This is a genomic window from Chthonomonas calidirosea T49, assembly GCF_000427095.1.
Lineage (GTDB): Bacteria > Armatimonadota > Chthonomonadetes > Chthonomonadales > Chthonomonadaceae > Chthonomonas > Chthonomonas calidirosea.
This window is the reverse complement of sequence record NC_021487.1, coordinates 1,303,490-1,317,270: the sequence shown is the minus strand read 5'-3', so window position 1 is coordinate 1,317,270 and position 13,781 is coordinate 1,303,490. Positions and strand designations below refer to the sequence as shown.

Sequence of the window (13,781 nt, the reverse complement as noted above, 5' to 3'; positions counted from 1 at the left end):
TAAGGGAGAGCCTATCGTGGTTTGTGCAAAGGTTTTTCCTTCACGAATACGACAAATGCGAAGGGAAAGTTTCGGAAATGCTAAGGATTTTGGATGCGCGAACCCAAAAACTGTGTTATCGGTGCTTGCATAGCAAGGTGAAAATTGGCTTTGCTACGGCTGGGGTAAACTTAGACGGCAGATTGAAAGCAGAGGCAGTCTAACGAAAGGAGTTTGCCCTATGCGAGTTATGCTTTGGTGTGACATGGAAGGCGTTGCCGGCATCTCCGTTTGGGAACAGGTAAACGGCGGAGCACCTCTCTATGAGGAGGGGCGTCGGCTCTATACGGAAGAGGTAAACGCGGCCGTACGCGGTTGCAAACGGGCTGGAGCTACGGAAATCGTAGTGGTGGATGGCCACGGGGCTGGCGGGCCGTGGAGCTTTAAGAGCCTGATACCGGAGCGTCTTGAGAGCGGTGCCGAGTATGTATTAGGTTATCCATGGGCGCGTTATATCGCTCCGTTGGAGGCCGGTTGTGATGCAGCGTTGTTTGTGGGCGCCCATGCGATGGCTGGAACACCAGATGGGGTTCTCTGCCATACAGTTTCGTCGCAAAGCTGGTACAACGCTCGCATTAACGGGACGTTGGTGGGCGAGTCGGGAATTATTGCGGCTATCTGTGGCGACTTCAACACCCCTTGTGTCTTTGTGTCAGGAGATGCAGCGACCTGTAAAGAGGTAACGGAGTTGATAGGGCCTCAGGTGGTTCAAGCGCCAGTAAAGATAGGACTAGGGCGCTTTAGCGCCCGTCATCTGCCGGCGAGCGATGCTTGTGCGCTTATCGAGGGGCGAGTCTACAGCGCGCTCACGCGGCGCGACTGGCCAAAACCTCTCAAATTCGACCCACCAGTTACCTTTGAGGTCGAGCTGGCTACGCCAGATAGGGCAAACGACTTTTTGGGGAAGAAAGGGGTGGAGCGCATTGGGTCGCGCCTTATCTGCTCGCGCGCCGATTCTTTCTGGCAGGCCTGGGATCAGTTTTGGCCCATGGGAGGATAGGCGTGAGCCCAAGGGAGCGGATTATCTGTGCGCTGGATGTACCAAGTGCCGATGTAGCTCTTCGGCATGTGGAGCGTCTTCGCGAGCATGTAGGGGTTTTCAAAGTGGGGCTTGAGCTGCTGATGGCCGAAGGCCCCAGCGTTGTGCCCCGTTTACAAGCTGCAGGCGCAAAAAAGATATTCCTCGATGTGAAGCTTCACGACATTCCCAACACGGTGGTGGGTGCCGTTCGCAAACTTGCCTGTTTGGGGGTGTGGGCGATCACACTGCACACATTTGGAGGAAGCAAGATGCTAGAAGCGGCCTACCAAGCTGCTCTAGAGGCAGCCCAAGAGGCGCAGCGAGAGCCGCCCCTATTGTTGGGGGTAACCGTGCTTACCAGCCTCTCGCCAACGGTGTTGAAGCAGGAGTTACGAATAGACGAGCCGATGGAGGAGCTAGTTGTCCATCTAGCCCGTCTTGCCTTCCAGAGCGGTTGTGGGGGCGTCGTGGCCTCTCCGCAGGAGCTTGTCGCGCTGCGCGCTGCTTTTCCTGATCCCAGCCATCTCTTTATTACACCCGGGGTGCGACCGGCTCTGAGGATGGCCGACGACCAGGCGCGCACGCTTACCCCAGCCGAAGCCGTTCGACGCGGAGCGAGCTATCTAGTGATCGGGCGTCCCATTCTCACCGCGCAGAACCCTGTGGAGGCAGCACAACGTATTGCTGAAGAGATACAAGGTGCTTTGGAGGAGTCATGAGAACCCTCTCTATTTCCGACCAAAACCAGATGCGGCGCTGCGGGCAAGCGTTGGGGAAGGCGGTACAAGTCGGCGACGTGCTGGCGCTTACCGGAGCTTTGGGGACGGGAAAAACCTTTTTCGTTCGCGCTCTTGGCGAAGGCATGAACCTGCAAGAGCCTGTAACTAGCCCGACGTTCGCCCTCATTCAAGAGTATCATGGACCGATTCCTTTGATTCATATAGATGCCTATCGGCTCGACGATGCCGCCGCTGCGGCCACCCTAGGGTTGGAGGAGTATTTTACACGCCCTGCCGTGTTCGCGGTGGAGTGGGCCGATCGAATCGCCGCGCTGTTGCCCGAAGATCGGCTCGAGATCTATTTCGAGGCTCCTCTCCCCGAACAGGAGTTACGCTTGCTGCATCTGCAGGCGAAAGGCGAGCGAGCTGTCGCCTTGCTGGAGACATTGGAAAGGATCGTGCAACATGGCCAGATCTGAAGAGCCCAGCACCGGCCGAACGTCGGGGACGCTTCTGGCCATCGAGACTTCAGGCGATGTCTGCAGCTTTGCCGTGTTGTGTGAAGGGCAGCTGCAGGCCGAACGCACGTTTCGTCATGAGATGCATCTATCGGAGAACCTGCCGGCAACTCTGGAGGGGCTCTGTAACGACGCCTATGTCACTTTGGAGGAAATAGGTACCTTTGCCGTCGGCATAGGCCCAGGTTCCTTCACTGGCACACGTATCGGGGTGATGACCGCCAAGGTCTTTGCCGAGGTCTATGGGCGTCCTCTCTTCGGGGTTAACGCGCTTGAGGCGTTGGCCGCCGAATATTTGGGTCTGCACGAAACCGTTGTTTTAGTGGTGCTGCCATGTCGTGCCGGGGTAGTATATGCGGCGCTCTACGATGTGTCTGACGTTTTGCCGAGGGCTCTCGTAGAGCCAGCTGCGTTCTCCGTGAACGAGTTAGTAAAACAGATTGAAGGGTTTAAAGAGAAGCCATGGATCCTTTGCGGCCCTGCGGCAGCCGACATCTTCTGCCAGTGGAAGAGTTGGTTTTCAGAGCGCCTATCGTTGGCTGCGTTTTGCCTCGAATCCCCTCGTGCCTCCACCATAGGTAGGCTTGCTTGGCGGCGCAAAGAGCAAGGAGAGGTGGGTGAAAGCCCAGTAACGCTCGTTCCTGCCTATATCGCGCCCCCACCCATCTCTACACCAAAACGTCGCTAGAGCCTGCCGCTAAGCGTTCTCATAGCGGTTGCCGGCCAGGTCTACACCCCGCGCCAACCATATCTTATGACCCTGATTGCGTTCCGGATAGACTTTGCTGGAGGTGGGGAAATAGCGCATTGTGTAGCCGGCGCGGCGTTTCGGCGATGTGTTAGCACGCGCACCATGAATAAGCCGCGCTTCATGCAGGCTGCACTCCCCCGGCTGTAGGGCAAAGTAGACCGCTTTGCTTTCATCTATCAGTTCGGGGCGAATCTGCGATCCAAAGATGTTTTGAGCGGTATCTACCGGCTCGTATTCAGAGAAACCGTTGTTGTGGGTACCGGGAATCACGCGCATGCAGCCGTTTTCCGGGGTGGCCTCATCTATGGCGAGCCAGACAGTGCAGATGCCGGCCATCGTGGAGACGCGGCCGTTCCAGTAGGCTGAATCCTCATGCCACGGAGTGGCTTTGCCCGTATAGGGCGGTTTGCAGATGAAATGGCTACTCCAAAGCCCAATATTTGGGCCAACAACCGGCTCGACCAGGTCTAGCACTTCATCTGATAAGAGAAACTCGAGCAGTCTCGGATCGCGAAAGTGAATTACGTCGAGGTTGTCGGGCCCGTAGCGTTCAAGGTTCTCCTCGAAAATGGCTTTAAGACGGGCAAACTTCTCTTGAGAAAAAAGGGGTTGGTGGAACAGCACATACCCATCGCGTTGGTACTGAGCGACCTGTTCAGGGGTGAGGCGCCAGTAAGAGCGCCATTCTGTTGATATTGCGTTGGCAGTCATAAGGAAACCTCCTCGATCCCTAAGGTGTGTTCGTTTGCTTTTGCAGCGTAACTCTTAGCAGCTGTGGCCAGTAGCGCTCGCTGTCTACATAGGTTATATAGATGATGCGGCCGTTTTGCTCGGCAAGTTCTGGGTGTTCTTTGCAAGCGTAGCAGAAAGCGTTTTCGAAAGCCCTATGGGGTGTGCTGATCTCACCGATGGGGCGATAGGGTCCCCAAGGCTTTGAAGCTTCACACAGGAGCGCTCTTTGAGAAAAGACCCCTTCCGAATAGACGGCGAGATAGGCGCCCAGATAGGTGTTGTAAGTGATGGAAAGTTCGTTGGGGAAGTCCTTAAGTCCTTCCACATCGGCCGCGTCTTGAACATGCTTGCTCCAGCGGGGCGTCTGTGGACTCTCTCCGTAGCCGGCGAAGTACTCATAGGCTTGGAGGTCTGCGATGCGCGATTTTAACACGCGGGCTAACTTCCCGTAGTGGTGTCCTTGCCGATCGTCCACGCCAACGATATAGAGGTAGGGATCGGCGTTGTCGTCTATAACGGCACATCCGAAGGCCGCTCCGGAATCGAGAGGCCACCAAAGAGAGCTTTGAGATTTTATGTGGAGACGAGTAAATTGCAGCGATCGATCGGGAGGAGAGGCACAGGCGAGTCCATAACCCTCGACCTTAAACCCGAAGGCACCCGAACCGACCACTTTGTTGATGGAGTAGTAGACGTAGAGCCGATGCGTGTGGGCATCGTACCATCCGCTGGATGGCCAAAGGCGCGTCTCGTTTGCCTCTCCATGTTCTAGCGGTATGAGCTGGCGGGCAAGCTGGGTTGAGGTGTCGCAGATGAAACGGTAGTGATGAAGCGGGGCCACCCCATGTTCTAGAGGCACCCAAAGTCCACAATTGCTGACATTGCCCACATAGCTTTGGATGGGGGCTTCTACTGGGCCGAGAAGGAACACATCCCCAAAAAGCCATAGTGCTCGATTCCCAACCGGGATCGAGCTAGCCACATCTACACCGCTGACGCCGGCGTTGTTGTCGGTGAAGAGCAACCCCTCGTTCTTTACAGAGAGGATTTTCACTTTTGGGAGGTTAGCGGAACGCGTCGAGTTTTGTGCACCAACGCTGCTGGCTGATAAAAGCGCCATCGCGATGGTAAAGCCACAAAGTAATCCTTTGTTCAGAGCCGATCGCACGAGTAAGAATATTCTCTCCTATGTTTTCTCGACGTATTCGACGTGTCATCGCAAATAACCTGCTGTAAAAAGAGCAAGGGAGCTGCTAGGGGAGGTGCGGTGACCTACTCCTGCAACTGCTGTCGGGGAAGTACGAGGGGTAGGAGCGCTGATCCGAATACAATAGGGCCTAGGATGGCCTCAAGGCCGTCCACAGAGATATCTATAGGCAGTCCTATAAGCAGGGTAGCTAACAGCGATTCCACCGGCAGTTCCAGCGCCATGAGCAGAGCGGTTATCAGAGCGCCTAGTCCTAGGGCGAGCAGCTTATAGCGCCAGGGTATCTGTTTGGATCGCATCAACGACAGTCCTTGCGGTACATTCAACCATCGTCGTAGAGGGCGGGAGAGCATTCGCATTCCAAATACACCCACGTTCCATCGGCTCATCGGTATTCTTTTCCTTCAAGCAAGCGGCAATCTAACACAACTACGGAGCCAGAGGCGGTGAGGTTTCAGGATGAAAGCAAAAACCCTGCAGTGGTTGCTGCAGGGTTTTTGAAATTTGGATGATGGGGCATTTAACTGCTAGAGGGGACCGACTTTCCCGTGCGCGTTGCCGTCGCGTAGCACGTTTCGCCGTAAGATATGGTTCTCTAGGGAACCTTTACCGGCGACATCTAGGACGGGTCGGGCCTCAGCACCGTGCCCCGGCAAAACTGTCCGGTGGTGTTAAGCCCTCTTCGTCCAGACGAGTACAGCTCCGCGTTCCACGACTTTTTGAAGCGCGCATCGTCGCTCCCTCCTTTCGGAGTATTGTGTGAACAGAGTTTCCAAAGCTTGAAGCTTTGTGCCCATTTCGGGCTTGCTCTCTTGTTCACACTTACATTATAACATACCGTTTCTACGTTGTCAAGAGTTTCCGCCCTCTAGCCATAAAAAAACTCCAAAATTTGCGGTTTGACATGCTATTGGGTAAGGACGGTACACTGCTACGCCATCCTTCCTTAAGAACCGTACGTGCAGATTTCTCCGCATACGGCTTAAGTCTCTGCAAAGCCTCCTGGGACGGGAGCCGGCATGCTATTTCGCACCACTTTGGCTTTGGCATCCGAAGTGTCTCAGATGTTTCCCCATCTACGCCCGGTTTTTTCATTTTGGTTTGCAGTAGCTCATCTAACGGCAAGCACTTTACCGCTGAACGCATAGGTTAGCAGCCATCGCAAAATTTCTTCACCTTCCCCAGTGCCCTTGCTGCATGGCCTCTGCAAGGCGCGTTTGCAGCCCTCTTACCGTTCGGTGCGCTTCGACCGAGCGGTGCCGTTCTAATCCACCGTCTGGTCAGAGGCCGCACCAACCTTGCATGGTCGTCATTTGCGTGTCCCCCGTCCAAAAGGTTCCACAAACTCTCGTGCAAAGAGAGACCAACTGGAAGTTTGCTCCCTTTAGGGCGGGATGATGTCGGGTTACCTCCTCGATCCCTCCCTATCCGTCCCATTACGGAATGGCATTTGCTTTTTCCGGTATCCCATACCCGCATGCCCAACTGCCTTCCTTGCGGTCGTCCTGTCCTTTTGGGCGGGAGTACGGGCTTACTGTGTTCCACATGAGGGACAATGGAAGGTTCGGTGTCGGCTATTTCTGGATTCGCTTTTCCCCTCACGGGTTTTGCTTCACCTTTCGGAATGGGCTAAATTGTTAGAAAGGTTTTAAACATTATCGTTGCCAATTATGGCCGCTCCCCTAGGCTACTGCTGAGAGAACAGCAGGTTTATTCCAAGTCTCCCTCATTAAACAATCACTTGCGCGATTTCACGTTGCACATCGAGTATCGCAGTGTTATGGTTGCAGGCACTTTGCATATCCGACGGCATATTGCTTGATGTGAGCCAAATGGATGCGCGACACTCGCAAATAGCAGGAGCCGACCTTATTTTGATCGATCCCCTAGGAGGGTGGGATAGAAGTTTGTATGCTAGAATCGTAGTAGGATTTCAGGTGTTTTTGCCGGAGAAAGGAGTTGACGATTGGTCAAAGAGATCATCGTAAATGTGGGGGAAAGAGAAACACGCATTGCTGTTGTAGAAGATGGCAAACTGATGGAACTGCAGATAGAGCGCTCCGAGCGTTTGGTAGGTAGCCTCTATAAGTGCCGTGTGATGAACGTTTTGCCTGGCATGGATGCCGCCTTCGTAGATATTGGGCTAGAACGCAACGCCTTTCTCTACGTGGGCGATGTGCTGCCGAATCGCGTTATGGGGCAGGAGGCTGGGGCGCTCTCCGGGGAGAATACGCAGGTGGCTGCTGAGTCTTCCTCTGATTTGCCAGGGGCCATGCTGCCTATGGGGCTTGCCGAGGTCGAAAACGGTGATGCGGACGCTCTAGACGTAGACATAGAGGCGGAGGCTTTGGAGGAGGACGAAGAGGCAGAGAGAGCGCAGAGCGCCACAGAGGAGATCATCCAGGAGGCGCTAGAGACCGCTGAGGCCGCAGAGGAGGCAGCCGATGAGGAGCCAGAAGCGACCCCTCGCGTGCGGTGGCGACCGCGTCGCCAGTTTCGGCGCTCGGTTTTGCGACGGCAGAGCATCAGCGATGTGCTTAAGGTGGGGCAAGAGCTTTTGGTGCAGGTGATCAAGGGGCCGCGCAGCACAAAAGGCGCTCGTGTCTCCACCCGCATTACCCTGCCGGGGCGCTATGTGGTGCTGATGCCCGGTGCCGAATTGCTGGGTGTGTCTCGTAAGATCGAAGACCCTAAAGAGCGAGAACGGCTAAAGCGTATTGGAGAGAGGCTACGCCGTCCTGGTTTTGGTTTGATCGTGCGCACGGAAGCAGAGGATAAAACGGAAGCCGAACTCGAAGCCGACCTACAGTTTTTGTTGCAAAGTTGGCAGCAGATACAGCAGCGTGCTCAAGAGGTGGAGGCACCTGCCTTGGTGATGCAAGACCTCACCCTCCTCTATAAAACCATTCGCGACATTTTTAGCTCCGATGTGCAGCGCTTGGTGATAGATGACCCAGCGGAGTACGAGAAGGCCAATGCGCTGTTGGAGCGCATCTCGCCAAAGCTCATCGGGCGTGTACAGCTTTACGATGGGGTACAGCCTATCTTCGATTACTACAAAATTGAGGAGCAGATCGAGAAAAACCTGAGGCGCAAGGTCTACCTTAAATCCGGTGGCTCCTTAGTGATTGATGAGACGGAGGCGCTCACCGTTATTGACGTAAACACGAGTAAAAACGTAGGGGGAAGTAGCCTTGCCGAAACGATATTTAAAACCAACCTAGAGGCTGCTGAGGAGATAGCGCGGCAGCTGCGTCTCCGTGACATCGGGGGAATCATCGTCATAGATTTTATTGATATGAGCAACCCGCGTGATAGGACTGCGGTGGTGAAAGCGTTGGAGGCTGCGCTAAAGAAGGATCGCTCTCGTACGAAAGTCTCCCCTATGAGCCGTTTAGGATTGGTGGAGATGACCCGTAAACGCACGGCGGATAACCTGCTGAACTTTCTAAGCGAAGAGTGCCCCCTTTGTAAGGGGCGCGGCCATCTGCCCTCGGCAGAGAGCGTCTCGTTGGAGGTGGAACGAGATCTTCGGCGCATGGTGGCCGATCCGAAGTATGCAAAGAAAGAGGCTTTTCGTATTACCTGCCATCCCGACGTGGCCGAGTTTCTGATCGGGCCAGACGGAGCGACGGTGGAGGAGATGGAGCGAGAGCTGGAGAAAGCGCTTTACATCCGGGCTTCAGAGGAGGCAGTGATCGAGAAATATCTTATTGAAGCCGGCGAGATCGCCTCTTTTGAGAAGAGCCGCATCGGAATTAAGCGAGCGCAGGTGGTAGAATGCCGCATTCGTCGCTCTTTGCTGAAGGAGGGCAATCACTGCATTGGCTGGGCCGATGGCCAAATGCTCGACCTCGACGATGGGTATCGGTTCATTGGGCAGCGAGCAAAAGCGCGTATTTTGCTGGTAAGGCGCTCGTATGCAATGGCACAGCTAATCCCAGGCACGAATCGCCCCCTAGAAGAGAAGTAGAAACAGAAATGACGATTGTAGCCATTGTGGGGGCCGGCATTACGGGGTTAAGTGCGGCACAGGCCTTACTGCAGTGTTCCGAAGGGATTCAGGTGCATATTTACGAAAAAAGTCGTGGGATAGGGGGGCGTGTGGCTACGCGGCGCATTGAAGGGTGCATTGTAGACCACGGCGCCCAGAACATCAAGACAACGGAACCTGCCTTCGTGAACCTACTGCTAGAGGAGTTAGATACGGCAGACCTTGTGCCGATAGTGGCTCCCGTGCGGCTTTGGCGTGCCAATGGCGAGATCTTGCCGCCCGATCCCAGGCACGAAGCGATCTCCAAATACGCCTACCGTTACGGCCTGACGACCTTGGCGAAACTCCTTCTGGCGCGTTTGCCCAAAGAGTGGATCGCCCTGCATTTGGAGACGCCGGTGGCTCGGCTGGCAGAAGAGGGGGAAGAGGTGGTTTTAAAAGATGGGGAGGGACGTGAACTTATGCGTGCCGATTTCGCCGTGCTGACTGCACCGCTGCCACAAGCGGCGAGCTTATTGGCGGAAAGCGCGCTCTGGATGCGAGGAACCCAACAGACCCTTGATAGGGTGCGTGCTCTGCGCGAGGTGGAGTATGTGCCCTGCCTTTCCGTGCTTTTGGGGTATGGGCCAGGGCTGCCGGAACCGCCTGCTTATGCGCTTTTGGCAGAAGATCGTTCTGAAACGCTGCTATGGTTGGCATTTGAGCACCTCAAAGCACCGGAGCGGGCACCGCATGGGGAGAGCCTACTGGTCGCCCAGTGGGGGCCAGCGATGAGCAGGGTCTGCTTTGAAGAGGCAGAAGCAATGGTAGTGGGAAGAACGCTAAACGAGTTGAAACGACTGTTTGGTGAAACCTATGAACGTCCGCTGTGGGTGCAGGTGAAGCGTTGGCGCTACTCGCAACCGCGCGGCATGATGCCTTTTGAGATGATCAATCCGCCTGCGGTCGATTCCTTGATCTATGTGGCAGGGGATGGAACCCGCCCGGAGGGGGGCCGTATTCATCAGGCCTATCTGTCTGGATTAGAAACGGCGGAGGCCATCCTCGCCCGAATAGGAGGGCACAACGTTGCGTAAGAAAGAGGATAGCCGTTTTATTAGCCCAATGGAGCTACCAGAAGATACGGCGGAGCTTTCACTGCGCCCTCGCTTTTTGCGTGAGATGATCGGGCAGCAGAAGATCAAACAGAACTTAACCATCGCCATTGAGGCCGCCCGCGAACGCGGTGAGGCGCTCGATCACGTGTTGCTGTATGGGCCTCCTGGCTTAGGAAAAACAACGCTAAGCCATATTATTGCCAACGAGATGGGGGTTCCCATCCACACCACCTCCGGCCCTGCGCTGGAAAAGCCGGGCGATTTGGCCGCGATATTGACATCGCTAGAGGATCAGAGCGTCTTCTTCATTGACGAAATCCATCGGTTGAGTCGTGTGGTGGAGGAGGTGCTCTATTCGGCAATGGAGGATTTTCGGCTCGATGTGGTGATAGGACAAGGGCCTTCGGCACGTACAATCGCCCTCAACATTCCGCCGTTTACGCTTGTTGGTGCCACGACACGTGCGGGGCTGATCTCCTCTCCCATGCGAAGCCGCTTCGGCATTCACTGCAGTTTCGAGTTTTACACGCAGGAGGAGCTTACAACCATCGTTTTGCGTTCCGCCGACATCCTCAACGTGGCGATTGAGAAGGAGGGAGCCGAGGAGATCGCACGACGCGCACGCGGAACCCCCAGAATCGCCAATCGGCTTTTGCGGAGGGTGCGTGACTACGCTCAGGTGCGGGCAGATGGGGTGGTAACGCGGGAGGTTGCCATCCGTGCCCTGCAGATGCTTGAGATTGACGCTCTGGGCCTCGATCAGTTCGACAGAAGGTTATTAACGGCCATTGTCGAAAAGTTTGACGGTGGGCCGGTGGGGCTTGAAACGTTGGCTGCCATGCTAGGAGAGGAGCGCGATACCATCGAAGACCTCTACGAGCCTTACCTCATGCAACTCGGCTTTTTAAACCGCACAAGCCGGGGGCGCGCCGTTACAAAGGCCGCCTGTGAACATTTGGGGCTGCCATATCCCGCTAAGCGGGATGGTGAGCAGGAAGCGGGACAGGGACAGCTCTTCTAACAGCATGTCGAATCCGCCCTCTTGGTCTGTTTTCATCTGTAGCGTGGAGGAGGGTACGTGCAGCGAGGGTATCCTCACCCTGTTTAGGATGCTGACGGCGTTGAAGTCGCGCTCAACCGAATCGCCACAATCCAAGGGCGATTTCGTAAGGAAAGTGCTTGCATGGATGGATCCGTGCGCCTAAAGACGGCCAAGACGGTTTTATCGATTGCTCCTTTAAGTTCCCCGATGGTTCTCTGTTGGAATAAATCTTGTCGAAGTCCCTTGTGTCCCCTCGTACATGGGAGGAGATAAGGGCCTGACTTTGGCCTCTCCCTTTCCATATGACATTCTTCTGTCTTCTAGGAAAGCTGTTTTTTGAGGCGGGTTATCATAGGGCCTGTGTGTATCTTTTGGCGAGATTTCGGTAGCAGGCCCTGTGCCAATGTCGGTTGAAGGCTATCAACTATCTCGCTAGCGTGGAAAGAAGGGAGGCAAAGGGTGGGCAGATTAGACCGCTTTGACAAATTTGATGGGTATAACAGTAACATGACTGCAGATGTTATGGCCGATATATTTGAGCTAAATAACGGATGGATTGTGAGGGCAGACGCTGATGATAGACATAACATTACTGGAGAGGCTCTCCTTGTTTAAGGGAGTGCCGGGTGACCTCCTCGAGCGTGTGGCTCACGATGCCCAGATACGAAGCTTTACAGCCGGTCACTACGTGCTGTTTCAGGGGGATACCGGCGATGCGCTTTATCTTATTCTGCAAGGAACGGTGAAAGTTTTTCTCAATCTATCGGATGGCAGTGAGGTATTTCTAGCGCTGTTAGGCACCAGCGATGTGTTTGGTGAGATGAGCTTGATAGATGCTTCTGGGCGTTCTGCCAATGTGTTGACGCGTGAGCCCACCAAACTGCTCATTATGGCGCAACCGCTTTTTAACCATCTGCTCGATAGAAGCCCTAGCTTTGGGAGAAATATGCTTCAGCTACTTGCGAGAAGGTTGCGTATGGCCAATGCCCGCATTCGAGCCCATTGCACGCTCGATATTTATGGCATGGTGGCCTATCAACTGCTCGAATTTGCCGCCCTCTACGGTGAGAAATATCCGGATGGAAGCATCTATATTCCTGTTCGTTTAACACAAACCGACCTCGCGCAACTTGTAGGGGCTTCACGGGAAAGGGTTAATCAGGTGATGGTAGCCTATCGTAAAACCAAGATTCTTAAGACGGAAACTGACTTTCGTATCACGATCTATAAGCCCGACGAACTCCGTAAGCGCATCCTCCAAAATTAGGGACGTTCCATAGGAAGATCAAGCCAAAATCGGGCTCCTTGTCCTAGTTCGCTCTCCACACCGACGCGCCCACCATGAATATCGGCCACGTTTTTGACAAAACGAGTTCCAATGCCGGTTCCTCCTGGGGTAGTGGAGATAGTTGCTGAGGTGAACAGGGACTTTTTTACCTGTTCCGGCATGCCCGGTCCGTCGTCTTCAACCTCGATGCGGCAATAGGTTTTGTGGAGCGCCTTTTCGTCGGAAACAACCCTCGCACGTACCACGATATGAAAAAAGGACGCAGCTCAATCTGTTTCTTACGTACGGCCGCATCTATAGCGCCTAGGGCATTATGCACAAGGTTGTAAAGTGCGCGTCCCACAAGACGCCTGTCGAGGCAAAACGGTGGGATGTTCTCTAGTCCCTCATAAGAGATACTCACCTGGCGATTTCTAGCAATGACCTGGAGGCGTTTTAGACGCTCTTTGATGATATCACCAATGGACAACTCTTCAAAGTAGGCCGATTGCGTTCCTTTCACGTAGTCCGCAATTTCGGAGACCATCTCGCGGATATCGGTGCAACTATCTTGAATGGAGCTTTCTGCCTCCAACATCCACTCCTTCAGCGGCTCCATAGCATTTTGCAGGCGCTGTGCCAGTGCCGGCGCCTGTTCTTGTAGCGCTAGATAAATTTGATCGAGTTCAGCGAACATAGGGTTAATAAAGGCCTCGACAGTGGTTTGAACGATGCCTTGAAGGGGCGTGAGGGCGTTTTTGATGTCATGTCCTAGATCCCCGATGGCGCGTGTGACGGCGGCCAGCTCCGCTTCTTTCGCGAGACGGGCGTTGGCAATGACGGTGGCGGCCAAACTCGCTACTATCTTCAGCAGGTTCACATCCTCCTGCGTGAACTCCCCTTCGCATTTATTGAGTACCTGAAGTACACCGATAGGAGGGCTACCTAGCGTTTTCAGCGGCACTGTCAGCAGGGTTTGTGTATGGTAGCCGGTCACGACATCGAAAGCTGGGTTGTAGTGTTCTTGGGTGGTGTTGGTGAGTTGGGCCTGACCGGTGCGAAAGACAAGCGCGGCTCTTCCCTCCATATCGGTCTCTGGGTCAATCTCTTGGCCTACAAGCTGCTCCTTCCCTATTACGTGGCGAAAAACGAGGCGCCGGCGTTCCGGTTCGTAAAGTAAAAGAGAGCCCGCATCGGCCTCAACCGTATCGAGCGATACTCGCAACGTTTCGCGCAGCAACTCCTCTACATCGTTTTTCGCTGCGAGCGCAGCGCATATCTCTTGCACGGCCTCAAGTTGCTTCTGATAAAGGCGTGCCGCATCGGACGACGCCGGCATTTCATTCGGCATCTCTCTCCTCCAGAGGGAATCACTGCACAACAATCTTTTGCGA

General features: G+C 54.6%; 13 protein-coding genes. 8 read left to right on the top strand and 5 right to left on the bottom strand.

The genetic code is table 11. The annotated features are described in order from the left end of the window. Positions 1 to 220: 220 nt before the first annotated feature. Genes CCALI_RS05555 through tsaB form a run of 4 tightly spaced genes read left to right on the top strand, consistent with a single transcriptional unit; the run spans position 221 to position 2,985 of the window. Positions 221 to 1,039 carry a M55 family metallopeptidase gene (locus CCALI_RS05555; RefSeq protein WP_016482491.1) on the top strand — a complete coding sequence of 273 codons (819 nt, stop codon included), beginning with the start codon at positions 221 to 223 and terminating at the stop codon, positions 1,037 to 1,039. 2 nt (positions 1,040 to 1,041) lie between these two features. Beyond that, positions 1,042 to 1,779 carry an orotidine-5'-phosphate decarboxylase gene (gene pyrF, locus CCALI_RS05550; protein WP_016482490.1) on the top strand — a complete coding sequence of 246 codons (738 nt, stop codon included), beginning with the start codon at positions 1,042 to 1,044 and terminating at the stop codon, positions 1,777 to 1,779. Beyond that, complete coding sequence (gene tsaE / locus CCALI_RS05545; protein WP_016482489.1) at positions 1,776 to 2,258, top strand: tRNA (adenosine(37)-N6)-threonylcarbamoyltransferase complex ATPase subunit type 1 TsaE; 483 nt, start codon at positions 1,776 to 1,778, stop codon at positions 2,256 to 2,258. The genes pyrF and tsaE overlap by 4 nt, the downstream gene beginning before the upstream one ends. Continuing rightward, positions 2,245 to 2,985 carry a tRNA (adenosine(37)-N6)-threonylcarbamoyltransferase complex dimerization subunit type 1 TsaB gene (tsaB, locus tag CCALI_RS14940; RefSeq protein ID WP_016482488.1) on the top strand — a complete coding sequence of 247 codons (741 nt, stop codon included), beginning with the start codon at positions 2,245 to 2,247 and terminating at the stop codon, positions 2,983 to 2,985. Before tsaE ends, tsaB begins: the two co-directional genes overlap by 14 nt. Before the next feature lie 9 nt (positions 2,986 to 2,994). On the opposite strand, the gene CCALI_RS05535 is transcribed toward tsaB, so the two are convergent. From CCALI_RS05535 to CCALI_RS05525, 3 genes are all read right to left on the bottom strand, one after another. Beyond that, positions 2,995 to 3,759, bottom strand: a complete 765-nt coding sequence (locus CCALI_RS05535; RefSeq protein WP_016482487.1) for a phytanoyl-CoA dioxygenase family protein — start codon at positions 3,757 to 3,759, stop codon at positions 2,995 to 2,997. Positions 3,760 to 3,778: 19 nt separating this feature from the next. Further along, positions 3,779 to 4,948, bottom strand: coding sequence for a DUF4185 domain-containing protein (locus CCALI_RS05530; RefSeq protein ID WP_016482486.1), 1,170 nt, complete (start codon positions 4,946 to 4,948; stop codon positions 3,779 to 3,781). Positions 4,949 to 5,052: 104 nt separating this feature from the next. Continuing rightward, positions 5,053 to 5,376: a hypothetical protein gene (locus CCALI_RS05525; protein ID WP_044948922.1), complete on the bottom strand. Its 324-nt coding sequence runs from the start codon at positions 5,374 to 5,376 to the stop codon at positions 5,053 to 5,055. A gap of 1,622 nt (positions 5,377 to 6,998) precedes the next feature. Between CCALI_RS05525 and CCALI_RS05520 the strand changes: the two genes are divergently transcribed. The 4 genes from CCALI_RS05520 to CCALI_RS05505 all read left to right on the top strand — a co-directional run bounded on the left by CCALI_RS05520 (position 6,999) and on the right by CCALI_RS05505 (position 12,387). Next, positions 6,999 to 8,960 carry an Rne/Rng family ribonuclease gene (locus CCALI_RS05520; protein ID WP_425481265.1) on the top strand — a complete coding sequence of 654 codons (1,962 nt, stop codon included), beginning with the start codon at positions 6,999 to 7,001 and terminating at the stop codon, positions 8,958 to 8,960. 8 nt (positions 8,961 to 8,968) lie between these two features. Beyond that, positions 8,969 to 10,057, top strand: coding sequence for an NAD(P)/FAD-dependent oxidoreductase (locus CCALI_RS05515; RefSeq protein WP_016482483.1), 1,089 nt, complete (start codon positions 8,969 to 8,971; stop codon positions 10,055 to 10,057). A gap of 28 nt (positions 10,058 to 10,085) precedes the next feature. Then, the gene (gene ruvB / locus CCALI_RS05510; protein WP_044949906.1) at positions 10,086 to 11,099 is read left to right on the top strand and encodes a Holliday junction branch migration DNA helicase RuvB; all 1,014 of its coding nucleotides are present in this window, start codon (positions 10,086 to 10,088) and stop codon (positions 11,097 to 11,099) included. A gap of 595 nt (positions 11,100 to 11,694) precedes the next feature. Beyond that, the gene (locus CCALI_RS05505; protein ID WP_016482481.1) at positions 11,695 to 12,387 is read left to right on the top strand and encodes a Crp/Fnr family transcriptional regulator; all 693 of its coding nucleotides are present in this window, start codon (positions 11,695 to 11,697) and stop codon (positions 12,385 to 12,387) included. On the opposite strand, the gene CCALI_RS05500 is transcribed toward CCALI_RS05505, so the two are convergent. After that, the gene (locus CCALI_RS05500; protein WP_075060749.1) at positions 12,384 to 12,653 is read right to left on the bottom strand and encodes a sensor histidine kinase; all 270 of its coding nucleotides are present in this window, start codon (positions 12,651 to 12,653) and stop codon (positions 12,384 to 12,386) included. The two genes, CCALI_RS05505 and CCALI_RS05500, sit on opposite strands and share 4 nt — an antisense overlap. Next, positions 12,554 to 13,738 (bottom strand): GAF domain-containing protein, encoded by a 1,185-nt coding sequence (locus tag CCALI_RS05495; RefSeq protein WP_016482480.1) that lies wholly within the window; start codon positions 13,736 to 13,738, stop codon positions 12,554 to 12,556. Before CCALI_RS05495 ends, CCALI_RS05500 begins: the two co-directional genes overlap by 100 nt. Between the last annotated feature and the right edge of the window lie 43 nt (positions 13,739 to 13,781).

What these genes read in the sequence shown, in the direction of transcription:
- CCALI_RS05535 (WP_016482487.1), bottom strand. Translation starts at nt 3,759, where the DNA reads ATGACTGCCAACGCAATATCAACAGAATGGCGCTCTTACTGGCGCCTC.
- CCALI_RS05525 (WP_044948922.1), bottom strand. Translation starts at nt 5,376, where the DNA reads ATGAGCCGATGGAACGTGGGTGTATTTGGAATGCGAATGCTCTCCCGC.
- tsaE (WP_016482489.1), top strand. Translation starts at nt 1,776, where the DNA reads ATGAGAACCCTCTCTATTTCCGACCAAAACCAGATGCGGCGCTGCGGG.
- CCALI_RS05515 (WP_016482483.1), top strand. Translation starts at nt 8,969, where the DNA reads ATGACGATTGTAGCCATTGTGGGGGCCGGCATTACGGGGTTAAGTGCG.
- CCALI_RS05555 (WP_016482491.1), top strand. Translation starts at nt 221, where the DNA reads ATGCGAGTTATGCTTTGGTGTGACATGGAAGGCGTTGCCGGCATCTCC.
- tsaB (WP_016482488.1), top strand. Translation starts at nt 2,245, where the DNA reads ATGGCCAGATCTGAAGAGCCCAGCACCGGCCGAACGTCGGGGACGCTT.
- CCALI_RS05505 (WP_016482481.1), top strand. Translation starts at nt 11,695, where the DNA reads ATGATAGACATAACATTACTGGAGAGGCTCTCCTTGTTTAAGGGAGTG.
- ruvB (WP_044949906.1), top strand. Translation starts at nt 10,086, where the DNA reads ATGGAGCTACCAGAAGATACGGCGGAGCTTTCACTGCGCCCTCGCTTT.
- CCALI_RS05495 (WP_016482480.1), bottom strand. Translation starts at nt 13,738, where the DNA reads ATGCCGAATGAAATGCCGGCGTCGTCCGATGCGGCACGCCTTTATCAG.